The sequence below is a fragment of the Nocardia grenadensis genome, assembly GCF_050942415.1.
Classification (GTDB): Bacteria; Actinomycetota; Actinomycetes; order Mycobacteriales; family Mycobacteriaceae; genus Nocardia; species Nocardia grenadensis.
In genome coordinates, this window is record NZ_CP192054.1 from 1,877,669 (window position 1) to 1,901,209 (window position 23,541).

Here is a 23,541-nt window from a genome sequence, read left to right on the forward strand (position 1 = left end):
GTCCCACACGGTGGCCGCCCCGCGCGGCTGCTGTCGATGGTATCGGCCGAGTCGTCGCGGGTGTCTCACGGCAGGGAGGCGGGCAGCGTCTACCGTTGTCTTCCGTGAGTGCCTTTCCCTGTAGTACCGATGTCCTGCCCGCCTCGGTACCCCTGCTCGCGCTGCCCGAAGTCGCGAAGAAACTGGGCGTTGTGGTGACCAGGGTGCATCAGATGCTGCGCGACAACCAGCTGCTGGCCGTCCGGCGGGACGGCGTGGTCGGTGTCCCCGAGATCTTCTTCGACGATACGGGCGAGATCGTCCGGTTTCTGCCCGGTCTGATCACGGTGATGCGGGACGCGAAGTACACCGACGAGGAGATCCTGGAATGGATCTTCACCGAGGACGACTCGCTGCCCGGTAAACCGGTGGAGGCGCTGCACGGGCCACTGGCGCGTGAGGTACTGCGCCGCGCCGCCGCCGAACCGTTCTGAACCGTTCCGGACCACGCACGCGGCCCTCAGGTACCGAGGGCCGCGTGCGCGGCGAGCCGTAATCTCCGGCGCCGCGGTACGACGGCGCGCTGCGCGAAGACGGCGTAGCCGCTGTCCTCGATACGATCGAGGATGCCCGCGTAGAGAGCCGCGGCGGTACGGATACCCGGCCGCACCCGGGGGTTCAGCAACTCGATACCCGGCCGGGCGCAGCGGTACAGATCGCGGTTGACAGCGATCAGATGTGCCAGCGCCCGGCGCAGTCGGCGATCGGTACGACCGGTGCGCCGGCCGTCGATCAGCAGCGCTTCGTCCACTCCGAAGCCGGCCAGTTCGGCGGCCGGGAGATAGATCCGGTCGCGGTCGAGGTCCTCCCCGATATCACGCAGGAAATTGGTGAGCTGGAAGGCATCGCCCAGCGCGGCCGCCGCGGGCTCGGCCTCGGCCGCCGGGCAAACGGTGCCCAGGACGGGCAGCAACTGCAGGCCGATGGCGGCGGCCGAGCCGCGCATGTACTCGTGTAGTGCCGCCAGGGTCGGGTAGCGGTTGCGGAACAGCGGCGACCCGGGGATGTCCATGCGCATGGAGTCCAGGAAGGTGCAGAAGTGGCGCCGGTCGATCGCGAACCGGTCGATCGTATCGGTGAGCGCGGGCATGACCAGATCGAATGTCGCGGGTAGGGCCGGATCGGTGCGTGGCGCCCCCGCGCTGCCGACGGACTGGGACCAGGCGGTGCGGAGATGGCGCTCGACCGCGTCGAGCGCGGTCACGGCCCGCTGTGGTTCGCCGGCAGCGTACGGATCGTCGACGATATCGTCGACCGTGCGTGCGAAACCGTACAGCGCGTGCACCGCGGGGCGGCGGTCGGCCGACAGCAGCCTGGTCGCCAGATAGTAGGAACGTCCGTGCGCCGCGGCCACCCGGCGGCAGTACCGGTAGGCGTCCCGCAGCGCGGCCGCGTCGGCCGGGTCGGTCCGCGGCGCGGGTGCGCCGGGCCGCACACCGCTGCGGCCGTTCACAGACCGCTGGAAACAGTGGGCGCGGGAACCGCCCGGGGCGTACCGCGTAACCGCAGCGGATCGACGGTGCGCAGCGAGAGCGCGGCGACCACGGAGGCGAAGGTCGCGGCCGCGACATGCCAGAAGTTGTACAGGCCGATCGAACCGTCGGGCTGGAACACCAGCATCAGCCAGGTACAGACACCGACCAGGGTCATGAGGGTGGTGGTGGAGAGCGCGAAACCGGCGGCCAGCGCCAGCGGCCACGAGTAGTACCAGGGCAGCGCGGCCGGTGACAGGATCACGATGGCGACGAAGGCGATCAGGATGCCCAGTACGGCGTCGCGTTCGCTGAGCTTGAACCGCCACCAGGTCCACACCAGCAGCGCCCCCAGGGCCAGCATGCACAGCATGCGGGTCACCTCGAGGGTCGAATCCAGCCCGAAGGGGGTGATCCAGGTGACGGCGTGTGCCATGACGGTGGGCAGCGACAGCCAGTTGATGATCTTGCGCGACCCGGAGAGCGCGGTGAGCCAGCCGATCCCGACACCGGCGATCGCCGAGGCGGCCACGAACACCGCCGCGAATACCGCGAGACCGAGACTCGCGATCTTGGCGAACATCTTCCAGTGATGGGCCAGGAACTCCCGGCTGCTGGTGGCCAGGGCGGCGCGCTGGCCGTCCTCGGCACGGCGCTCGCGTTCGTGCAGCATCCAGATCCACACCAGGAAGGGCAGCGCGACACCCGCGGTCGCCTTGATGGCGACTCCGATCGCCACCACCACGATGCCGGCCACATGATGGCGTTCCAGCACCAGCGCGATCCCGGCGCACATCAGGCCGACCATCAGCATTTCGTTGTGCACGCCGCCGATGAGGTGGATGAGCACCAGCGGGTTGAGCACCGCCAGCCACAGGGCGACGGTCGGTCTCCCGCCGAGGTGCTTGGTCAGGTACGGCACGGCCCACATCATCAGGGCCAGGCCGGGCAGCATCACGAACCGCAGGGCGATCGTGCCGCCGACCACGCTGTCACCGGTGACCGCGGTGATCGCGCGGCCCAACAGCAGAAACGCCGGGCCGTAGGGCGCGGTGGTGGTGGTCCAGACCGTGCTGACGTTGTCGAGCAGGATGCCCGGATTGGCGACCGGGCCCACCTGATACGGGTCGAAACCGTCGCGCAGCAGCGCGCCCTGGGCCAGATAGGAGTAGGCATCGCGGCTGAACATGGGGACCGCGAACATGAGTGGCGCGATCCAGATACCGACGATGGCGCGCAGTTCGTTGAGCCGTACCTCACCGGAGTGGCCACCGAACCCGAGCGTGATCCGGCCCAGCCGGACCCAGGCCGCCACCATCATCAGCACGCCCACCCAGACGCAGATCATCGACAGTGCGTAGCCATGGCCGAACCGCAACCAGGACAGATGAACCGCCTCGAGCAGCGGATCGCGTTTGCGGACGCCGCCGGCGCCGAATCCGCCGAAGGTGATCATCAGGGCACCGGCGAAGCCGAGCAGGGCCGCATGGCCTTCCGGGCTGCGCAGGAAATCGCCGCAGATACGCAGCCGGCCCCAGAACCCGGGTGCGAGACCGGTACCCGCGGTCGCGCGGGTGGGCGGCGGGGAGACGGGCGAATCCGTGTCGGCGACCGGAACGGCGCTGGTGGTGGTGTGCGTATGGGGGGCTGGCATCTGGTGTCGTTCCCCCCTGAATGGTCGGCGGTCGCAACCGCGGGCGAATAGGTCGGCGCTCAGTTTACGGCTTCCGTCACGGAAGGCGGCCGGACGGTGGCCGGGCGCGCGTCCGGCCACCGCGATTCTCGCCCACAACGCGCTGTGCCGCGAGTTTTCCCGACAGCAGTGCGGTCGGGACACCGACGCCGGGCGTCGTACCGCATCCGGCCAGGACCACGTTCTCCTTGCCGGGGGCGAGGTTACGGGTGCGGAAGGGGCCGGTCTGGCGGAACAGATGCGCGGCCGAGAACGGAGTTCCGGCGAGCATGCCCTGATCGCGCCAAGTCGCGGGCGTGTCGAGCCGGTCGACGGTGAAGTGCCCGGTGATCCCGTGATACCCACGCCGCTCCAGTACCGCGAGCAGTTCGCTCAGGTAGGAAGGGCCCAGCCGCGGCCAGTCCAGCGGCGCGGAATCCAGGTTGGGGCAGGGGGCGAGCAGGGAGAACGGCTCGTACCGGGTCGCGCCGCGGGTCAGATACAGGCCGGGGTCGCTCAGTGCGGGCCGGGTGAGCAACAGCGACGGATCGCTCATGAGCCGGCCGCCGCGGCGTGGTGTGATCTCGGCGAAGGTCCGCCCCCAGGCGGCGCCGAAGTCGATGGTGTGATGGGCCTGCACCGGCCAGTTCTCGGTGATGCCGGCGGGCACGGTGCCATGCGCGACGACCGCCGACGGCGAGGCCCGCAATCCGCGGCGGGGGCCCACGCCGAAACGATCCAGCGCCCCGAGGTCGGCGGTGAGGACCACCGCGTCGCAGGGTAGCGCTCGACCGTCGGCCAGCAGGACCCGCCGGGCCCGGTCCGGCCCGCGGCCGCGGCGGTAGTCGATTCCGGTGACCTCGGTGCCGAGTTCGAGCCGGCCGCCGGCCGCGGTGAACGCGCCCGCCAAAGTTTCGGCGACCGCGCGCATTCCGCCGTCGGGGAAGTAGACGCCGAGAGCGGTGTCCATATAGGGGATCGCGCCGTATACGCCGAGCGCCTGTTCGGGGGCCACTCCCGCGTACAGCGCCTGGAAGGTGAACAGCCGGGTCAGTCGCGGATCGCGCAGCGTCCGGGAGACCCGGGAGCCCAACCGGCCGAAGCCGCCGAGCCCGGCCAGCCGGAACAGCGCCGCCCGCTTCTCCGGGTACCGCACCATATCCAGCGGCGAATCGAAGTTCGTGGCCAGGAATTCATCGTATTCGGCCCGGAACACGCGACCCAGCCAGTCCCGTAACCGCCGATACCGGACAGCTTCCGCCGGTCCGCACACCCGCGCCACCTCGGCGCTCATCCGCTCCGGATCGGAGAAGACCCGCAGGTCGGACCCGTCCGCGAAACGAGCGTGGTAGGCCGGGGTCAGCGGCCGGATCCGCAACGGTGGCACGGTGCCCGAGGTGTCGGCGCCCACCGCGGCCAGTGCGTCGTCGACGAGTCCGGGGAGGGTCAGCACGGTGGCCCCGGAATCGATTTCGTAGTCGGCGAACCGGTACCGGCCGACCCGGCCGCCCACATGGTCATCACGTTCCACCAGGGTGACCGCACATCCGGCGCCGGTCAGATACAGGGCGGCCGACAACCCGGACAGGCCCGCACCGACCACGACCACCTGTTCCACCGGCCCCGGTACCGACTTCACGACGGGTCCTTCCGCTCGTACCGGTGCGCCGCCGCGGCGGTGTCCGGCCCACCGCCGGTCACGCCGCGCGCCGGGTGGCCGCCAAGGCCATCTCGCGCAGCCGGGCCTTCGCCTCCGGCGTCGCGGAACTGGCGTCGATCGCGCCCAGACCCTGCTCGGTGAGTGCGCTGATCCTGGCCTCCACCGCGTCGACCGCCCCGAGTTCGAGGAGCAGCGCGCGCAATTCGCCGACCTGCGCGTCCGACAGGTCGGTACCGATCGCGCCGCGCAGGGCGTCGCCGGCGGCCGGATCCGTTTCCGCGGCGCGCTGCAGCGCCTCCGCGACGAGTACGGTGCGTTTACCCTCCCGCAGATCGTCACCGGACGGTTTACCGGTCACGGCGGGATCACCGAAAACACCCAGGAGATCGTCGCGAAGCTGGAAGGCGATCCCGATATCGGTGCCGTAGGTGCGGTAGGCGGCGATGAGCCCGGGGTCGGCGTCGGCGAGCGCCCCACCGAGATGCAGCGGACGTTCCACGGTGTAGGCGGCGGTCTTGTACCGATTGATCCGCAGCGCCGCGGCCACCGATTCGTCGCCGCTGGCCTCGCCGTGGACATCGAGCAACTGCCCGCCCAGGACCTCGGTGCGCATCCGCGCCCACACCGGGGCGAAGCGAGCCAGCGCCGCCGCGTCCAAGCCGGCGTCGTGCACCATATCGTCGGCCCAGGCCAGTGCCAGATCACCGAGCAGGACGGCCACCGATTCCCCGTAGTGGGCGGAATCTCCGGCCCAGCCCGCCTGTCGATGCCGCTGTTCGAAGTCCACGTGCACGGTCGGGAAGCGGCGCCGGGTGCGCGAGTAGTCGATGATGTCGTCGTGGATCAGCGCGCAGGCCTGGACGAGTTCCAGGGCCGAACAGGCCCGGAGCACGGCCACCGCCTCGGTGCTCGCGGGATCGCCGCCCGCACCCAGCCAGCCCATCCACGCGAAACCCGGCCGGGTGCGCTTGCCGCCGCGCAGCGTGAACGATTCCAGGGCCTCGACACTGTCGGCGAACACCGGGCCCAATTCGGCGACCGGGTCGCGGCGGCCGGCGAAGAATTCGGTGAGCGTCTGCTCCACGGCCGTGGCGAACGCCGCCGTCCCGGGAACGGCCACGATGGGCCCCGACCGCATCGGTATACCGGTTCCGGCTGACAGGGTGACCTCCCAGATCGTCGAATGCGTGGGCGCGCGGCTACCGGAACCGGTGGCGCCGGTAGCCGCGGGAGCCACCCACGTGCGCCCGCCGTGGCGGCGGGACCTTGATCGCAGAATACGCGCGCGCCCATGGCGCGGATCCGGTGGCGGCGATGGGAGGGAATCGGGATCGATACCGGACGGCTCTAGACTGGGCCGGTGAGTTTCGACAACGCGCGGGGACTACCGACCCCCGGTCGGCCATCCCCCACGTCACCGGACGCCTCCACGACGCCTTCGGTCGTGCAGAGCCTGGACCGGCACGCCGGCGGCGCGGTGCCGTTCTCCGTGGAGTTCTCCCCGCCCCGCGACGAGGCGGGCGAGCAGCGGTTGTGGCGGGCGGTGCGCACGTTCGAGCGGATGCATCCGGCGTTCGTCTCGATGACCTACGGTGCCGGTGGGAGCACCCGGGAACGCACGGTGCGGGTCACCGGTGAGCTCGCCCTGCAGACCACCCTGCTACCGGTCGGCCATCTCACGGCGGTTGGGCACAGCGTCGCCGAGTTGCGGTCGATCGTCGGGGCCTACGCCGATTCCGGAATCACCAATATTCTCGTGCTGCGCGGTGATCCGCCGGGTGATCCGCTGGGCGAATGGCATAAACATCCCAACGGGGTGGAGTACGCCGAGGAACTGGTGCGCATCGTGCGCGACCTGGGCGATTTCCATGTGGGGGTCGCCTCGTTCCCGCAGGGACACCACCGTTCGCTCGATCTCGACCACGACACCGCCCATCTGACGGCGAAGCTGCGTGCGGGCGCGGAGTATTCCATCACCCAGATGTTCTTCGACGTCGACGATTATCTGCGGCTGCGCGACCGGGTCGCCGCCCTGGATCCGGTGGAGGGTGCCAAACCGATCATCCCGGAACTGATGCCGATCACCTCACTGCGCACGGTCGAGCGTGCCGAGCAGCTGTGCGGCCGGCCGCTGCCGGAACGGGTGGTCGAACGGCTGCACCGGGCTGCCGGTTCCGGAGCGGAGGAGGATCGCGCCGCGGTCCGGGCCGCGGGTATCGAGATCGCCACCGAGATGGGGGAACGGTTGATCGCCGAGGGCGCACCGTGCTTGCACTTCATCACCCTGAACTTCGCCAAGGCGACCAGTGAGGTGCTGGCCAATCTGGGGTACGGCGTCACCGCCGCGCCGATCAGCGCCTGAGCGACGCCGCCCGGACGCGGTGCGCTCAGTCGGCCGGGGCGTAGACGTGGACGGCGATCCGGGCGCCCCGGCGGACCACTTCGAGCGCGTGGTCGTCGTGGCGCAGAATGAGTCCGGGGGCGGCGTCGACCGGGTCGAGGATCTCTATCCCCGCGATCCGCTCACCGGCGTGGTCTAGGCGGTCGCCGGGCTTGGCCGCGATGAACACTCGGCCGTCGATGACCCACCAGGTACCGGGCAGGCCCGGCAGCAGCTCCGGTGATTCGCCGAGCTGGTGGCGGGCGACCGGTTCGCTGGTGCCGTGCGGGCTGCGCAGCCGGATCGAGCACCGCTCGAGCCATTGCGTCCACGTGGTATCGACGCTGGTGTGGCCGACGATCGTCATGGTGCAGCCTCCTCGAAACCCGGGCCGCGAGGCCCCGCCCGCCGGTCGTGCCGGGCGGGTTCATCATCCGGCCGGGTGCCCGATGGGCACAAGACCAAGAATCATCGAGAATCCAGCTCTTGGCCGGGTATCAGACGGCGTCCCCGCCAGGTCAGCGCGCCGTGGCGGCGGGCGCGGTGTGAGTGTTGCCACAGCGTCAGGTAGGTGGCGACCGAGACCGGGTGGACGAGAGCGTCGGCGAGGTCGCCACGGCCCGGTCCGCGGCCCGACTCCAGGGTGCGGGCCAGTAGCCGACCCGTGACCGCGGCGGTGTATCCGAGCAGGCCGACCCGGCGCAGCCGGCCGCGGCCCACTACGGCCGTCATCGGAGGCAGCCAGTACGCCCATGCGGCGAGGGCGCCCACCGCGACCCCGCCGGCGGCCGAACCGCCGTAGGCCGACCAGAGCCAGCGGTCGTAGCCGGTCACCAGTTCCTGCGCGTTCCGGTACATCCGGGTGCGCGCCAGGCCACCCGCGGCCGCCACCGCGGTCCGGTGGCCGGCGCGGCGCAGGGCCCGCGCGATATCGAGATCCTCGGTGAGGCTGCCGGCGACCGTCGCGTGACCGCCGATCGCGCGATATCGCGCCGCGTCGAACACCAGGAACTGGCCACAGGACACCACGGTCGAGGTCCGGGTACCGCGATCGGCCCGGGCGACCGGCAGCGTGGACGCCCACGACCAGCACAGCAGCGGTTGCACCAGGCGTTCGGCCACGGTCTCCGCCTCCTGCCGCGGCCAGGGCGCCAGCAATGCGACGCCGCGCTCCCGGAGACACGTCACCGCCGCGGCGAGCGCGGTGGGTGCGAGCCGGACATCGGCATCGAGGAAGACCAGTACCCCGGTTCCGCCGGCCCGCCGGGCGTGCTCGGCGAGGGCGGCGCAGGCGGCGGCTTTGCCGGTCCAGCCCGGCGGCGGCCCGGCGGTACCGCGCAGCAGCGCGCAGCGCGGGTCGCCGTCCATCGCCCGCAGTGCGTCCTCGGCGGTGTCGTCGCCGGAGGCATCGTCGAGGATCAGGATGCGCAATCGAGCTATCCCGGTCTGCGCGCGCAGATCGGCGATCAGACCAGGTAGGAGGGCGGCCTCGTCCCGCGCGGGTACGCAGACCGTGACGTTCTCGGTGACCGGGGCGGGTGGCGGGGACAGTCGCGGTACGGTGCGTAGGTTCCAGGCGGTGAGCACGGCACCGGCTACGGCGAAACCGGTCCCGCCGGTCACCGCGTGCCGGCACCACCGCCGCGCCCGCGGTCTCACGCGTTGGATTTGACCTCGTCCCACCAGCGTCGCAAGGAGAAACCGGCCGGCGCGCCCGGTCGGGGCGGATTGCGGTCCACAAAGGCGAGGGCGATGACCACGGCCGCGACCGCGAGGGTGATACCGCCGACGATGCCGGCCCAGCCCGCGAAGGACCGCGTGTTCGGATCGGCGTAACCGACCTCGGCGCGGACGGTACTGACCTCGCCGGCGGGCAGTTTCCACGAGACCACCGAATCGCCCTCGCGATTACCGTTGGTCTTGGCGACCCGGGCCGGGAACGCCACACTCAGCTGCACATCGGAGCCGTGCGGGGCCAGGGTCTCCAGGTCCACCCGGCCGTTGAGGCTCACCAGGTCGCCGTTGCGCTGGAACTTCAGGTCGAACAGGCCCTGTGTCTGCTCCGAGAGCTGCGACAGCTGTTCCACTTCGCCGAAGTTGAGATCGTCGAAGTACACCTCGCTGCCGATGTAGCCGTCCTGGTTGTACGGCTCGATACGCACCTTGGCCGCCAGGGCATCGGGGGCGGTGAGCTGCGGACCCTTGTCGTCACTGTTCTCCGGGACGACCGCGGCCACGATCCGGCCGGACACCCGGTCGTTGGACGACAGACCCATCGAGGCCTGGACGCGCAGGCAGCCGGCCAGCGCCGGGGTGAGCAGGGCGGCCAGGACGAGGACGGCGGCTATCCGCGCGCGCAGCGGGCGGCGCGAGCGCGGAGCGGGGACCGGGGAGCCGGGTTTCGCGGTAACGGGACTCGGAGGCACGGATGACATGGTGCCAGGCCGGAACTCACCGACGCCATGCGACGGGCCCGACGGTTCGCCGATCGTGCCCGGCCCCGCGTCCGGTGGCGTCGCGTACCAGCCGGACCAGCAGCGGAACCCCGAGAAACCCGAGGACGACGCTCCCGTAGCCGGCCGAATACGGCAGGCCGAGAAACACGGCGTGGGCCAGCGCGGAGCCGAGCCAGGTCCACAGGAACATCAGGATCGGGACCGCGGGCCGTTCGACTCCGCGCGCGGTTCGCTCCCAGAAAGTGAGTGCCGCGGCCATCACCGCCGCCACCGCCAGCCAGCCGAGATAGTTGGTGTACGGGACGGCAGCCAGGCCGGGCAGCCCCGAATCGGTGTTCTGCCAATGCCACTGACCGTCGGCCACCATCTGGGGATCCAGGAACAGATCCCAGCCCACCGCGCCCACCGCAGTCGCGCCGATCCGCGCCGCCGGTCGCGGGCACAGCAGGCCCGTGACCACCCAGATCGGATACAGCCCGCCGGTCCACGCGAGCGGGACCACCAGCGGAACGTCGAACAGTTGTGGTCCGATCCGTCCGTCCGCGTAGTCGTAGGCGCCGAACGGTATCCCGGTCGCCGTGCCCACCGCCTCGGCGACCAGGCCGACTCCGGAGACGATCACCAGGAATCCGGCCGCGTAGCCGATCCCGCGCGTCACCGCCGCGTGCAGCAGGGCCGTACCGGCGGTCAGCAGGACCACGGCCACCGTCACCGCGTCACGGGCCGGACCAGTGGTCAGCGGGTAGGCGATCTGGGTGCCGACCAGCACGACGAGCAAACCGGCGGGCAGGAGGTCCTGCCACCGCCCGGCCGCCGGACCGGCTAGCGGCGTACCCACCGGCGGATCCCGCGACTGTCGCGCAGTACCAGGCGCGCGGCGGTACGCCCGCTGGCACCGGACACGCCGCCGCCGGGATGGGTCGACGCACCGGTCAGGTAGAGCCCGGGCGCGCCGGGCACCCGCTGCCCGGACAGTTCCGGCAGCGGCCGCCACAGCATCATCTGGTCCAGACTCATCTCCACATGCATAACATTGCCGCCGCGTAGCCCCATCTCGCGCTCCAGGTCCACCGGCGTCTGGATATGCCGGTCCAGCACCGAGTCCGCGAACCCGGGCGCGTACCGATCCAGTTCGCCGATGATCCGGTCCGCTTCGGATTCGGCGTGCCGGGCCCATCCGCCGTCCTCGTCGAGCCGGTAGGGGTGCCACTGCGACCACAGCGAGAGCTGATGCTGCCCGGCGGGTGCGATACTCGGGTCCAATGCGCTGAAACTCATGGCGAGTACGACGGGCCGGGGCGGTAACCGGCCGCCCAGCGCACTGCCGTGCGCCAGCGCCAGCCGGCGCCGATCCGAGACCAGCAATTGCAGTCCGGTCGCCGATTCGGCGGGTGTCGCACCCGGGTATCGAGGGATATCGCTGGTCGCGGCCCGCACCACCATGCCGATTCCGGGGCCCACCCGAATCCGCCGCTGCCACCGTCGGAGCGGTTCCGGATCGAAGCCGCCCGCGCGTAAGAGTTCCAGTGTGGTGAGGATATGGGTGCCCGCGATCACCGTATCGGCGGTATATTCGCGTCCGGCCGCGGTGCGGACCCGCCAGCCGTCGACCCGGCGGGTCAGGGCGGTGACCGCGTCACCGGCCGTGACCTCGCCGCCGTCGCCGCGCAGCCGGGCCACCAGTGCCTCGGTGAGCGCACCGCTGCCGCCCACCGCCCGGCCGGGCGGCAGCGTGTGCATGAGCGCCGCGAACGCCACCATCGGTGCCGTGCCGGGTTCGGACATGGGCGGCCCCGACTGCGCCCCGAACCACGCCAGTGCCGCCTTCAGTCGCTCGTCGTCGAACCAGGTGTCCAGTAGCGCGTCACCGGACTGCAGGAACTCCCGGGACAGCGCGCTGCCGCCGTCGCGGGCGTCCAGCCCCCAGAACGACCGCAGCAGCCGGCCCCCGGTGGGCGCGCCGCCGAACGAACGCATCACCCGCCGGGCCCGCGGCGCCCAGACGTCCACGAAGCGCCGGTAGGCCGCGGCGTCGCGGTCGCCACAGGCGGCGGCCACCGACGCGCAGGTCCGCTCCGGATCGCGGTGGAACACGATCGGCGGCGCTCCGGTCTCCGGGCAGGCCGGGGCGAAGGCCCAGGGATCGCAGTCGAGGTACCGCAGCCCGAAGCGCTCCAGCTCGAGTTCCTCGATGATCCCGGTGTGCCGGACCATCAGATGCGCCGAGGAGCCCCGATCGACCCGATGGCCGGGGAAACGCTCCACGGTCGATACGGCCCCGCCCAGGACCGTATCGCTTTCCAGGACGTGGACCCGGCGGCCCTCCCGCGCCAGATAACAGGCCGCCACCAGCGCGTTGTGGCCGGAACCGATGATCATCACAGTCATGGCAGCAGCGGCAGCGACCGGCCGAGGATCCCGAAGCGGCGGTTGTCGCCCGCGAACACGAAATCACGCAGGACGTCGCGGAAACCCATCCGCCGGTAGAGGCGCCAGGCCCGGTTGTCCTCCTCGCCGACCTCCGGGGTGGACAGCAGCACGGACCGCTCGGGCCGGTCGCGCAGCAACTGTTGGAGCAGGGTCGCACCGATACCGCGGCCCTGCGCACTCGGGTGCACGTGGAGCTCGGTGAGTTCGAAATAGTCGCCGAGCAACTGCGCCGCGGCCGGCTCCGGCCACCCGGAGCGGCGCATCCCCGCGTGTACCTGCTGCTGCCACCACTGATGGGGGCCGCCCCGATAGCCGTAGGCGATGGCGACGAGCGGGGAATGGCGTAGATCGAATTCGCCGTTGTCCTCGGGTACCACCGCGGCGGCCGCGTGCCAGCCCGCGCGGTGGGTGTGCTCGGTCCACATCGGTGCCCGATGGTGCTCGGTGCCGTGTGGATAGTCCATGGCTGCGACATAGACCGCCAGTGCGTCGTGCAACCGGGCGCGCAGCGCGGCTACCGAGAGGTCGACGACGACCGGGACGGGAAGGTGGTTCGACTTGACGGCTGTCATTGCGATATCGGTGGGCTCTTTCGCGGTCGGCAGGGCGGCGGGTTTCGGCGCACGAACATGTCGGTGGTCGTCTCTATATTCAAGCTCGAGCCAAACGTTCGAAAACTTGTTCGCCCCCGCGGTGCACGCTCAGCCTGCCATACCGGTGGACCGCCGCGGGGGTGACAGGCGAGATACGGAGGGACGGCTATGTCGGATCGAAGCGTGCACCCGGTGCAACCGGGACGGGCGGGGATGCTCTTGCGGCGCGCCGACGGGCTGCTCATGGAAGCGGCGGGGGAGCGGGATCCGCGGGAACGTTTCCGCGGGGCCTATCTGGCGGCCCTGCGCGGGGCCGGCGCGGTGCTGGCGCTCACCGGCGCCGATACCGCGCCGCGGGCCCGCTCCCGTAACGCGTGGGTGATGTTGCAGCGCGCCGCGCCCGAATTCGTGATGTGGGCGGATTATTTCAGCGGCCATTCCGCGACCCGGGCGGCGCTGGAGGCCGGGCTGCCCCGGGCGATCGACGATCCGGCGGCCGACGAGTTCTCCTCGCGGGTGGCCGCCTTCCTGCACGACGTCGAGGATCTCATCGCCCCGGCCGCCCGGCTGCGCGCCGCCGGTGACGGAGACGACTCGCTCCGATAGGAACCGCCGCCGCCCCCGGACCTCTGGATTCGGCCGTCGCCGGATTCGATCCGGCGACGAACTTCGTTCGGCTGCACCCATATGGTGGTACCACTCTTGGCGAACTCGTATCATTGATGACAGATAGCCGCCAAGGGGTTATCTGTCGCCTACCCGGAGGCGACAGCCACGACCTAGTGCCGGGGGAGGTACCGTGCCACTCTCCGAGCACGAGCAGCGCATGCTCGAACAGATCGAGAGCGCGCTCTATGCTGAGGACCCGAAGTTCGCGTCGTCCGTCCGTGGTGGACGTCTTCGTACAACCTCGAGTCGCCGTCGACTCCAGGCCGCGGCCTTGTTCGTACTCGGCCTCGTCCTACTCGTCGCGGGCGTCGCCCTTCCGGTGCGACCCGGCGGCTTTCCGATCATCAGTCTGATCGGGTTCATCGTCATGTTCGGTGCCGGAGTGCTGCTCCTGCTCGGCGGCGCCAAGGGCGCCACGCCCGACCGCGGCAGCGGTACATCGAGCGATTCCGGCGGTACCGGATCATCGGAGCGGGCAGCCGGCGGGCGTGGGCGTCCGCGTCGTTCCGGTGGATTCACCGAGCGCATGGAGGATCGTTTCCGCCGAAGGTTCGAGGAGTAGGCGACCCGGCGTTCGCGCCGACCCGGTAATCGACGGACAGCGGTGCCGCACCCATCCCGGTGCGGCACCGCTGTCCGTGTATGCGCCGGACCGTTCGCTCGCGGGATGCCCGGGTGCCCGCGGCCCGGCGCTACGTGCCGGGGGCCACCTTTTCCCATCTCCCCCCACCGTGTTCCTCCACCGCGCCCCACTGCTCCGGCCGCACAGGCGTGAACAGTGGGTTTGCTGGAAGTTGACGGGGTCCGCCGGAGTCGGTGGCCGGGGACGCGCGCAGGGAGGCAGGGCCTGCGAAATGTTCGCTCGGCCGGTGATAGCTGGGGTGACCTGCGAAATCGAACGGCCGGGGAGGCACATCACCCCGTGTTTCGATTGAAAGTGGGGGAAAGTGGGGTAATGTGGAGCGCGCACTACAGGAGAGGCCGTGAGGCACTCGACCGGCGTAGCCGGTCAACACCATTCGAGGTGGTCCGGTAGGAGGTATCGGGTTGTTTCTCGGTACTTACACACCTCGTCTGGACGACAAAGGGCGACTCACGTTGCCCGCAAAGTTTCGAGACGATCTGGCGGGAGGGTTGATGGTCACCAAAGGACAGGACCACAGCCTTGCCGTCTATCCGAAGGACGAGTTCAGTGCGCTCGCCCGGCGCGCCGCGTCGGCATCCCGGAGCAACCCGCAGGCGCGGGCTTTCGTCCGGGCGCTGGCAGCGGGCACGGACGAGCAGCGGCTCGACTCGCAGGGTCGGATCGTGTTGTCGGCCGAACATCGCCGGTACGCCAACCTCACCCGCGACTGTACGGTCATCGGTTCGGTCGACTTCCTGGAGATATGGGACAAGCAGGCGTGGGAGACCTACCTCGCCGAGCACGAGGAGGACTACGCACAAGCGAGAGACGAGGCACTGGGCGGAATCTTCTAGCCCGCGCGAGTGCCACGCGGCCTCTGCCCGGACGCGGACCCTGACGTACTTCCCCGACGCCAGGTGCCGCTTCGGTCAGAGACCCCGCGGCATTCGTCACGTCACCGATTTCCTTCTGTCGCTCACCCCGTGGACGCGCCGGATCGAACGGTGGCGCGGCCGCATCTCGCGCAATCAATTGTTCGCCCGCTTCGGCGCCGGTGATCCGCACCCACCTGAGGTGTGGATGCGACCCGAATCGGGTCGTCACGGAGCGAGGCACGGATCCGGGAGGCCGATTTGAACCGTGAGCAGCACGGCACGCGACACGTCCCTGTTCTGCTCACCCGCGCCGCCGAATTGCTCGATCCGGTACTCGGCGGCCCGACCGCCGTCTACCTCGATGCGACGCTGGGGCTCGGCGGTCATGCCGAGTACTTCCTGCGCACCCACGCCGACCTCCGGCTCGTAGGCCTCGACCGCGATACCCGCGCGCTCGAGCTCACCACCGACCGTCTCCGGCCCTACGCCGACCGAATCACCCTGGTACACACCCGGTACGACGGGATCGCCGCCGCACTCGCGGAGGCCGGTCTGCCGGCCACCGGTTCGGTCAGCGGCATCCTGATGGATCTCGGGGTCTCGTCCATGCAGCTGGACGAGGCGGAGCGAGGTTTCGCCTACTCCGTGGACGCTCCGCTGGATATGCGGATGGACGCGACCACCGGCCCAACCGCCGCGGATGTGCTCAACACCTACAGCCAGGGCGAGATCGCCCGGGTGCTGAGGGTCTACGGCGAGGAACGGTTCGCGAACCGGATCGCCGCCGAGATCGTGCGACGCCGCGTCCGGCAGCCGCTGCGTACCAGTGCCGAACTGGTGAGCCTGCTCTACGACACCATCCCCGCGCCGGCCCGCCGGACCGGCGGGCATCCGGCCAAGCGCACCTTCCAGGCACTGCGGGTGGAGGTGAACGGCGAACTGGATTCGCTGCGTGCGGCGCTTCCGGCCGCGCTGGCGGCCTTGCGCCCGGGCGGCCGGATCGTGGTCATGTCCTATCAGTCGCTCGAGGACCGGGTGGTCAAGCACGAGCTGGCCGAGCGCGCGAAATCCCGCACACCGGTGGGGCTTCCGGTCGAACTCCCGGGTATGGGGCCGGAGTTCCGCATGCTGACCCGGGGCGCCGAACAGGCCGGCCCCGCCGAGATCGAGGAGAATCCCCGCGCCGCGCCGGTCCGGATGCGCGCCGCCGAGAAGATCGTGCAGGAGGCGGGATGACACCGGGCACCGGCACCGGCCACGCCGCAGCGGTGGCCCGCGGAGCAGCGAATTCGCTTGTCCGCGTGGCGCGACTGCGGTACGACGGTGTGGGTGCCGGATGCGGATATCACAGTGGTGTCCGCGAAATCGTGGTGTCAGGGGAGCACCGGCTGGGCATTACGGACCACAGCACAGGCGTACGCGGGCCGGAACCGCGGGCCATCACACCGATACGGGGGTGTCAGGTATGAGCGTGAGCACACGTACCGAGACCGGGCGGCCGGCTCGGCGGGTACACGACGCGGAGCGGGTGAAATCCGGTGCCGCGCAGCGGGCCTACGCCCGGCGGCGGCAGCGCACCGGGCCGTCCGGTACGGCGCCGGCGGTCGCGCCGCGGTCGGAACTGGCGGGTCGCGGACCGTTCGTCGCCGCCATTCTGGCCATGTTCGGCTGTGGTCTCGCGCTCACGCTGGTACTGACCACCCGTGCCGCCGAGGACAGCTACCAGCTCAGCGACGCGCGTGAGGCCAACCGGGTGCTCTCCGACGAACGCGCGGCCTTGCAACGGGAGGTCGCCGCCGCCGATTCGGCGCCCGAACTCGCCACTCGTGCCCGGGAACTGGGCATGATCCCGGCAGTGGATCCGGCGCGACTGGTCGTCGCCCCCGATGGAACGGTCACCGTGGTGGGCGAACCGAAACCCGCCCAGGGGCCGCCGGCCCCGCCGCTGAACGCACCCCGCGGCGGAGCTCCGCGCTCCGGTGGGGATCCGGGCGAACGGATCGTGCCGGTTCCGACGCTGCCGCGATCGGACTCGGCCGCGCCGGGCTCGGGCGGTGTGCTCGCGGCCCCGGAGACCGATCCGACGCCCGTGCCGCGGCCGGGCGAGGACGTCCCGGGCGCTGCCGCCCCGGCCGATGGCGCGGTGCCGCCGGTCGAGGGTGCCGCCCCGGCCGATGGCGCGGTGCCGCCGGTCGAGGGTGCCGCCCCGGCCGATGGCGCGGAACCGCCGGTCGAGGGTGCTGCTCCGGCCGAAGCGTCCGTTCCGGTCGAGGACGCGTCCCCGGCGCCGGCGGATACGCCCGGCGCTGTCGAACCCACCTCGGTCGCGCCGCTGCCGCCCGTTACGGCGGGTGAGGAGATCCGATGAACCGGCGCGGGTCGGGGCGTGGGCGCGATTCCGCGCCGAGATCCCGGGCCGCGACCGATCGCGGAAAATCGAAGAAGCGATCCGCCGAGGTCGCCCGGTCCACGCCCGGGCGGTCCCGGCAGCCACCCGGGCGGTCGCGTCCGGGTGGGCGATCCGCGCCGAACGGGCCGGTGCGGATCCGGCTCGGCGTGGGCCGGTTGATCATGCTGGTGGCACTGACCGTGGTGGCCCTGCAACTGCTGTGGATCCAGACCATCGCCGCGCCCACGCTGTCGGCGCAGGCGGCCGGGCAGCGCACGGCCTACCAGGATCTTCCCGCCACCCGCGGCACCGTCACCGACCGCAACGGCAAATCCCTGGCCTTCACCATCACCGCCCAGTCGCTGAACTTCCAGCCCGTCCGGGTGCGCAAGGATCTCGCCGACGCCCGGGCGAAGGACGATTCGGCGCCCGACCCGGATCGGCGGCTCGAGGATATCGCCGGGACCATCCATCGGATCCTCGGTGACGAAGGGCCCAAGGAATCCGATCTGCTGGAGAAACTGCGCAGTGACCAGACCTTTGTGTACCTGGCCCGCAACGTCGACCCGCGGAAGGCCGACGAGATCACCGCGAAGTTCCCCGAGGTCGGTACCGAACGCCAGGACCTGCGCGAATACCCGGGGGGTTCGCTGGCGGCCAATATCGTCGGGGCCACCGGCTGGGACGGCCACGGCCGGGTCGGGCTGGAGGCCTCGCTGGATTCGGCGCTCGCCGGCACCGACGGCTCCTACACCTATGACCGAGGCTCCGACGGGGCCGTGATCCCCGGCAGTCTCCGTGACCGTCAGCCCGCCGTCGACGGCAACAATGTCGAACTCACCCTGGACTCCTACCTGCAGAACCATGTGCAACAGCAGGTGCAGCAGGCCAAGGACCGCTCGGGCGCGAAATCGGCCTCCGCGGTGGTGCTGGACGCCAAGACCGGCCAGGTGCTGGCCATGGCCAACGACAACACATTCAATCCGGCGCTCGGTCCGCAGCACTGGGATCCGGCCGGGCTGGACAACCCGTCGGTGACCCAGCCCTTCGAACCCGGATCGGTCAACAAGGTGGTGACCGCGGCCGCGGCCGTCGAATACGGCCTCACCACGCCGGACGAGGTGCATCAGGTGCCCGGCCGCATCGATATGTCCGGAGTGACCGTCGGTGACGCCTGGGAACACGGTGTGGCCCCCTACACCACGACCGGGATCTTCGGTAAGTCCTCCAATGTGGGCACCCTGATGCTGGCGCAGCGGGTCGGCGAGGACCGGTTCGCCGATATGCTCGAACGCTTCGGGCTGGGCCGGCGCACCGAGGTCGGGCTGCCCGGGGAGAGTTCCGGCCTGCTGCCCGCCCGGGACCAGTGGTCCGGTGGTACGTTCGCGAACCTGCCCATCGGGCAGGGCCTTTCGATGACCACCCTGCAGATGACCGGTATGTACCAGGCCATCGCCAACGACGGGCTCCGGATGCCGCCGCGTATCGTGCGCGCCACCGTCGCCCCCGACGGGACCCGCACCGAGGAACCGGCGCCCGACGGCGTGCGCGTGGTGAGCCCCGACACCGCGCGCACACTACGCACCATGTTCCAATCGGTGGTGCAGAACGATCCGACCGGAGTGCAGATGGGGACCGGCGCCGCCGCCGCGGTCGACGGCTACCGGATCGCCGGGAAGACCGGGACGGCGCAGCAGGTCGACCCGAACTGCGGGTGTTATTCGAGCTCCTCGTACTGGATCACCTTCGCCGGTATCGCACCCGCGGACAACCCGCGCTATGTCATCGGACTGATGCTCGACGCGCCGGTGCGCAGTTCCGACGGCAGCGGCGGGCAGTCGGCCGCACCGCTGTTCCACGACATCGCCTCCTGGGCACTGCAGCGGGATCGGATTCCGCCGTCGAGCGAGCCGGAACGGCAGTTCGTCCTGCAGGCGTCGTGATTCGGCGAACCGGCTTACCCGACCGTGACCCGGCGTCGGTAACCTGACTCGTCGTCGTATCCGCGCTTCATCATGCAGAGAGGAATCCTGTGCCCGCGCAGTCCAGCCAGCCCTCGCTGCGGCCGGCCCGGCCGCTGTCGACACCGCTGCCCGACCTGCTGGATCTGATCGACGCCGAACTTCGGCCACCGGTCGCCACCGACCTATCCGTCACCGGGATAGAACAGCGCTCCGACGCGGTTCTACCCGGTGATCTGTTCACGGCGTTACCCGGCTCCCGGGCGCACGGCGCCCGGTTCGCCGCGGACGCGGTGGCCCGCGGCGCGGTCGCCGTACTCACCGACGCCGCCGGGGCGGAACTGGCCGGTGACCTGCCGGTGCCGGTCCTGGTGCGGAAGAACCCGCGCGCCGTCCTCGGCGAGTTGTCCGCGGCGATCTACGGTCATCCGTCGGAGCGGTTACGGATCATCGGGATCACCGGTACCTCCGGTAAGACCACTTCGTCCTATCTGGTGGAGGCCGGACTGGCCGCCGGGGGTCTGTCCACCGCCCTGATCGGCACCATCGAGACCAGAATCGGGGGCCGCCGAGTCCCGAGCGCGCTCACCACGCCCGAGGCGCCGCAATTGCACGCCATGTTCGCGCTGATGGTGGAACAGGGTGTGGACGCGGTGGTGATGGAGGTCTCCAGCCACGCCCTGACCCTGGGCCGGGTGGACGGGGTGCGGTTCGCGGTCGGCGCGTTCACCAACCTGTCGCAGGACCATCTGGACTTCCACGCCGATTTCGAGGACTATTTCGCCGCCAAGCGCCGGCTGTTCGAACCGGAGTCCCCGGTCGCCGCTCGTACCGCCGTGGTGTGTGTGGACGACGCCTGGGGCCGCCGCCTCGCCGACGGCCTCGACGCGCCGATCCGGGTGGCGACCAGCGGACCGGCGGACTGGTCGCTGGCCGGTCCCGCCCGCGCCCACGGCGGGGAACAGGAGTTCACCGCGGCCGGACCGGATGGCGAGACGCCGGTGCGGCTGCGCCTGCCCGGTGACTACAACGTCGCCAACGGTCTGCTCGCGGTCGCGGTGTGCGCGGCCGCCGGAGTGGCGCCGGGGACCGCCGCGCCCGCGCTGGCCACGGTGGATGTACCCGGCCGGATGCAGCGGGTGGAACGCGGGCAGGAGTTCCTGGCCCTGGTGGACTACGCCCACAAACCCGCCGCCGTGGAATCGGTGATCGCCACGATGCGCACCCACCTGGCCACGGCGGGCAGCCGGGGCCGGTTGGCGGTGGTGGTCGGCGCCGGCGGCGACCGGGACACCGGTAAACGCGGCCCGATGGGCGCGGCCGCGGCCCGCGGCGCGGATCTGCTCATCGTCACCGACGACAACCCACGGACCGAGGATCCGGCGGCGATCCGCGCGTCGCTTATCGCGGGCGCGCAGAGTGTCGCCGACGAGCAGCGTGGCGAGGTCCGTGATATCGGTGACCGGGCCGCGGCCATCGCGGCCGCGGTCGGTTGGGCGCACCCCGGCGATGTGGTGCTGGTGGCCGGCAAGGGCCACGAAGCAGGGCAGGAGATCAACGGGGTGAAGTATCCGTTCGACGACCGCGAGGTACTCGCGGCGGCGATCGATTCGGCATTGGGACACAGTTCCGGGGGCGCGGACAACGGTTCGTGGTCGACGGGCGCGGAGGACTTGACAGTTTCATGATCGAAATGACACTGCGGGATATCGCCGAGGTCGTGGGCGCAACGCTGCACGACGTCGGTGACCCGGAGGTGAGGGTGACCGGGTCGGTCGAATTCGATTCGCGCCGAATCGGTCCCGGCGATATCTTCCTGGCGCTCCCGGGCGAGCGCGTCGACGGCCACGACTACGCGGCCGCCGCGATCGAGGCCGGTGCGGTTGCCGTACTGGCCGCCCGCCCGGTCGGCGTGCCGGCCATCGTCGTGCCCCCCGCGCCGGGATCGGTGCCGTCGAGCGCGCTCGCGCTGAGCCATGATTCGACCGGCGCCGGCGCCGCGGTGCTGACCGCGCTGGCCGCGCTGGCCCGGGAGAGCGTGTCGCGGCTGGTCGCGGCCGGGGGGCTGACCGTGGTCGGCGTCACCGGATCCTCGGGTAAGACCTCCACCAAGGACTTGCTGGCGGCGGTGCTCGCACCGCTGGGACCGGTGGTGGCCCCACCCGGCTCCTTCAACAACGAACTCGGGCATCCCTGGACCGCCCTGCGTGCCGGTCCGGACACCCGGTTCCTGGTACTGGAGATGTCGGCGCGCGGGCCCGGGCATATCGCCGCGCTGGCCCGGGTGGCGCCCCCGAGTATCGGGGTGGTCCTCAATGTGGGTACGGCGCATCTAGGCGAATTCGGTAGCCGCGAGGCGATCGCGCAGACCAAAGGTGAACTCGTGGAGGCGCTGCCCGAAACCGGTCTGGCCGTGCTGAACGCCGACGATCCGAAAGTCAGCGCGATGGCCGCGCGTACGGCGGCCCGCGTGGTAACTGTCGGGCACGCCGCCGGCGCGCAGATCCGGGCCGGCGCAATCACTCTGGACGAGCAGGCCAGGGCGTCGTTCACCCTGCACACCCCGCTCGGCGCCCGTCCGGTCACCCTGGCCGTGCACGGGGAACACCAGGTCGGTAACGCGCTGTCGGCCGCCGCGGTGGCCCTGGAGTGCGGCGCCGACCTCGACACCCTCGTCCCCGCGCTCACCGACGCCCGCGCGGCGTCGGCGCGTCGTATGGACGTACGCACCAGCGCCGCCGGGGTCACGGTGATCAACGACTCCTACAACGCCAACCCGGATTCCATGCGGGCCGCGCTCAAAGCGCTGGTCACCATGGCCCGGACAGGCGACACCCCCCGGCGGAGCTGGGCCGTCCTCGGCGAAATGGCCGAACTCGGCCCGGAGTCGGTGGTGGAACACGACGGGATCGGCCGCCTCGCGGTCCGCTTGGATGTGGACCGGCTCATCGTGGTCGGGACCGGACGACCCTCCCGGGGCATGCACCAGGGAGCGGTCATGGAAGGCTCATGGGGTGAGGAATCGGTGCTCGTCCCGGATATCGAAGCGGCCGTGGAGTTGCTCGCCGCCGAAGTCGGCGCGGGTGACGTGGTGCTGGTGAAGGCATCGCAATCGGTCGGCCTGTGGGCGGTCGCCGAACAACTGCTGGCCGAGGGTGAGCAGAACACGGGTGCCGGCACACCGGCATCCGGCGGCGCCGGCGCCGCCGACGGGGTGAGCACGGAGGCAGTGCGATGAGACAGATCTTGTTCGCGGCGGCGATCGCACTGACGGTGTCGATCCTGTTGACGCCGCTACTGATCCGGATATTCGCCCGGCAGGGTTTCGGGCAGGAGATCCGGGTCGACGGACCGGCCAGCCATCAGTCCAAACGCGGTACTCCCACCATGGGCGGCGTGGCGATCATCATCGGCATGTGGGCGGGGTATCTCGGCTCCCATCTGATCGGAATCGGTTACGAGGCCGAAGGTCCCACCGCCTCTGCGCTGCTGGTCTTGGGCCTGGCCACCGCGCTGGGCGTGGTCGGGTTCATCGACGATTTCATCAAGATCCGCAAGGGTCGCAATCTCGGGCTCACGGCCGCGGGCAAATACCTGGGCCAGATCACGGCGGCAGTGGTGTTCGGTGTGCTGGCGCTGCAGTTCCCGGGTGGCAGCGGACTGTCCCCGGCGAGCCGGCAGCTGTCGTACGTGCGCGATATCAACACCGTCTCGATGAGCGTGGTCGTATTCCTGGCCTTCGTCTGCCTCATCGTGGTGGCCTGGTCGAACGCGGTGAACCTCACCGACGGCCTGGACGGTCTGGCCGCGGGGTCGATGAGCCTGGTGCTCGGCGGCTACGTCGTCATCACGTTCTGGCAGTACTACCACTCGTGCGAGACCAAACCCGAGACCGGCTGCTACAACGTCCGCGACCCACTGGATCTGGCCCTGGTCTGCGCGGCCGGCACCGCGGCGTGCATCGGATTCCTGTGGTGGAATGCCGCGCCCGCCAAGATCTTCATGGGTGATACCGGATCGCTGGCCCTGGGCGGGCTGCTCGCCGGGCTGTCCATCACCACCCGCACCGAACTGCTGATGGTGGTCATCGGTGCGCTGTTCGTCGCCGAGGCGGCGTCGGTGGTGCTGCAGGTGGCGGTGTTCCGGACCACTCGCAACCGGCTGTTCAAGATGGCGCCGTTCCACCACCATTTCGAATTGAGCAAATGGGCGGAGACCACGGTGATCATCCGGTTCTGGTTACTGGCCGCGATGGCCTCGGCCGCTGGACTCTCCCTGTTCTACAGCGAATATCTCTCCGCGGTCGGGTGAGTTGACGAT

At 70.6% G+C, this 23,541-nt stretch carries 21 protein-coding genes; 11 read left to right on the forward strand and 10 right to left on the reverse strand.

Annotation, left to right across the window (positions count from 1 at the left end):
* The first annotated feature begins 104 nt into the window (after positions 1–104).
* Positions 105–473, forward strand: coding sequence for an Rv2175c family DNA-binding protein (locus tag ACQPYS_RS08475; protein WP_063036530.1), 369 nt, complete (start codon positions 105–107; stop codon positions 471–473).
* A 26-nt stretch (positions 474–499) separates the two neighbouring features.
* On the opposite strand, the gene ACQPYS_RS08480 is transcribed toward ACQPYS_RS08475, so the two are convergent.
* The 4 genes from ACQPYS_RS08480 to ACQPYS_RS08495 all read right to left on the reverse strand — a co-directional run bounded on the left by ACQPYS_RS08480 (position 500) and on the right by ACQPYS_RS08495 (position 5,981).
* On the reverse strand, positions 500–1,492 hold the full coding sequence (locus ACQPYS_RS08480) for a phytoene/squalene synthase family protein (protein ID WP_433492231.1): 993 nt from the start codon (positions 1,490–1,492) through the stop codon (positions 500–502).
* Complete coding sequence (locus ACQPYS_RS08485) at positions 1,489–3,165, reverse strand: alpha-(1->6)-mannopyranosyltransferase A (RefSeq protein ID WP_431941555.1); 1,677 nt, start codon at positions 3,163–3,165, stop codon at positions 1,489–1,491. The genes ACQPYS_RS08480 and ACQPYS_RS08485 overlap by 4 nt, the downstream gene beginning before the upstream one ends.
* A 76-nt stretch (positions 3,166–3,241) precedes the next feature.
* Positions 3,242–4,822: a phytoene desaturase family protein gene (gene crtI / locus ACQPYS_RS08490; protein ID WP_433492232.1), complete on the reverse strand. Its 1,581-nt coding sequence runs from the start codon at positions 4,820–4,822 to the stop codon at positions 3,242–3,244.
* A gap of 58 nt (positions 4,823–4,880) precedes the next feature.
* A complete protein-coding gene (locus ACQPYS_RS08495; RefSeq protein WP_433492233.1) occupies positions 4,881–5,981 on the reverse strand; it encodes a polyprenyl synthetase family protein in 1,101 nt (366 codons plus the stop codon).
* A gap of 222 nt (positions 5,982–6,203) precedes the next feature.
* Between ACQPYS_RS08495 and ACQPYS_RS08500 the strand changes: the two genes are divergently transcribed.
* On the forward strand, positions 6,204–7,205 hold the full coding sequence (locus tag ACQPYS_RS08500) for a methylenetetrahydrofolate reductase (protein WP_433492234.1): 1,002 nt from the start codon (positions 6,204–6,206) through the stop codon (positions 7,203–7,205).
* Between the two features lie 25 nt (positions 7,206–7,230).
* Here ACQPYS_RS08500 and ACQPYS_RS08505 read toward each other — a convergent pair whose 3' ends face one another.
* The 6 genes from ACQPYS_RS08505 to ACQPYS_RS08530 form a co-directional block, all read right to left on the reverse strand.
* A complete protein-coding gene (locus ACQPYS_RS08505; RefSeq protein ID WP_433492235.1) occupies positions 7,231–7,590 on the reverse strand; it encodes a hypothetical protein in 360 nt (119 codons plus the stop codon).
* Positions 7,591–7,691: 101 nt separating this feature from the next.
* Positions 7,692–8,846 (reverse strand): glycosyltransferase, encoded by a 1,155-nt coding sequence (locus ACQPYS_RS08510; protein ID WP_433492236.1) that lies wholly within the window; start codon positions 8,844–8,846, stop codon positions 7,692–7,694.
* Positions 8,847–8,878: 32 nt separating this feature from the next.
* On the reverse strand, positions 8,879–9,649 hold the full coding sequence (locus ACQPYS_RS08515; RefSeq protein WP_433492237.1) for an LppM family (lipo)protein: 771 nt from the start codon (positions 9,647–9,649) through the stop codon (positions 8,879–8,881).
* A 25-nt stretch (positions 9,650–9,674) separates the two neighbouring features.
* Positions 9,675–10,517 (reverse strand): carotenoid biosynthesis protein, encoded by an 843-nt coding sequence (locus ACQPYS_RS08520; RefSeq protein WP_433492238.1) that lies wholly within the window; start codon positions 10,515–10,517, stop codon positions 9,675–9,677.
* Complete coding sequence (locus ACQPYS_RS08525; protein ID WP_431941548.1) at positions 10,502–12,067, reverse strand: phytoene desaturase family protein; 1,566 nt, start codon at positions 12,065–12,067, stop codon at positions 10,502–10,504. Before ACQPYS_RS08525 ends, ACQPYS_RS08520 begins: the two co-directional genes overlap by 16 nt.
* Positions 12,064–12,681 carry a GNAT family N-acetyltransferase gene (locus tag ACQPYS_RS08530; protein WP_433492239.1) on the reverse strand — a complete coding sequence of 206 codons (618 nt, stop codon included), beginning with the start codon at positions 12,679–12,681 and terminating at the stop codon, positions 12,064–12,066. Before ACQPYS_RS08530 ends, ACQPYS_RS08525 begins: the two co-directional genes overlap by 4 nt.
* A gap of 234 nt (positions 12,682–12,915) precedes the next feature.
* Here ACQPYS_RS08530 and ACQPYS_RS08535 point away from each other — a divergent pair, with 234 nt between their 5' ends.
* The 9 genes from ACQPYS_RS08535 to mraY all read left to right on the forward strand — a co-directional run bounded on the left by ACQPYS_RS08535 (position 12,916) and on the right by mraY (position 23,532).
* Positions 12,916–13,308, forward strand: a complete 393-nt coding sequence (locus ACQPYS_RS08535; protein ID WP_063036374.1) for an SAV_6107 family HEPN domain-containing protein — start codon at positions 12,916–12,918, stop codon at positions 13,306–13,308.
* Between the two features lie 193 nt (positions 13,309–13,501).
* Positions 13,502–13,933, forward strand: coding sequence for a DUF3040 domain-containing protein (locus ACQPYS_RS08540; RefSeq protein WP_063036373.1), 432 nt, complete (start codon positions 13,502–13,504; stop codon positions 13,931–13,933).
* A gap of 485 nt (positions 13,934–14,418) precedes the next feature.
* A complete protein-coding gene (gene mraZ, locus ACQPYS_RS08545; RefSeq protein ID WP_039823743.1) occupies positions 14,419–14,850 on the forward strand; it encodes a division/cell wall cluster transcriptional repressor MraZ in 432 nt (143 codons plus the stop codon).
* A gap of 279 nt (positions 14,851–15,129) precedes the next feature.
* Positions 15,130–16,107 carry a 16S rRNA (cytosine(1402)-N(4))-methyltransferase RsmH gene (gene rsmH / locus ACQPYS_RS08550; protein ID WP_433492240.1) on the forward strand — a complete coding sequence of 326 codons (978 nt, stop codon included), beginning with the start codon at positions 15,130–15,132 and terminating at the stop codon, positions 16,105–16,107.
* Positions 16,108–16,336: 229 nt separating this feature from the next.
* A complete protein-coding gene (locus ACQPYS_RS08555; protein ID WP_433492241.1) occupies positions 16,337–17,239 on the forward strand; it encodes a hypothetical protein in 903 nt (300 codons plus the stop codon).
* The gene (locus ACQPYS_RS08560; RefSeq protein WP_157107236.1) at positions 17,236–19,203 is read left to right on the forward strand and encodes a peptidoglycan D,D-transpeptidase FtsI family protein; all 1,968 of its coding nucleotides are present in this window, start codon (positions 17,236–17,238) and stop codon (positions 19,201–19,203) included. Before ACQPYS_RS08555 ends, ACQPYS_RS08560 begins: the two co-directional genes overlap by 4 nt.
* An 89-nt stretch (positions 19,204–19,292) precedes the next feature.
* Positions 19,293–20,909, forward strand: coding sequence for a UDP-N-acetylmuramoyl-L-alanyl-D-glutamate--2,6-diaminopimelate ligase (locus ACQPYS_RS08565; protein ID WP_433492242.1), 1,617 nt, complete (start codon positions 19,293–19,295; stop codon positions 20,907–20,909).
* A complete protein-coding gene (locus ACQPYS_RS08570) occupies positions 20,906–22,459 on the forward strand; it encodes a UDP-N-acetylmuramoyl-tripeptide--D-alanyl-D-alanine ligase (RefSeq protein ID WP_433492243.1) in 1,554 nt (517 codons plus the stop codon). The genes ACQPYS_RS08565 and ACQPYS_RS08570 overlap by 4 nt, the downstream gene beginning before the upstream one ends.
* Positions 22,456–23,532 (forward strand): phospho-N-acetylmuramoyl-pentapeptide-transferase, encoded by a 1,077-nt coding sequence (gene mraY, locus ACQPYS_RS08575; RefSeq protein ID WP_030523849.1) that lies wholly within the window; start codon positions 22,456–22,458, stop codon positions 23,530–23,532. The genes ACQPYS_RS08570 and mraY overlap by 4 nt, the downstream gene beginning before the upstream one ends.
* The last annotated feature ends 9 nt before the right edge of the window (positions 23,533–23,541 follow it).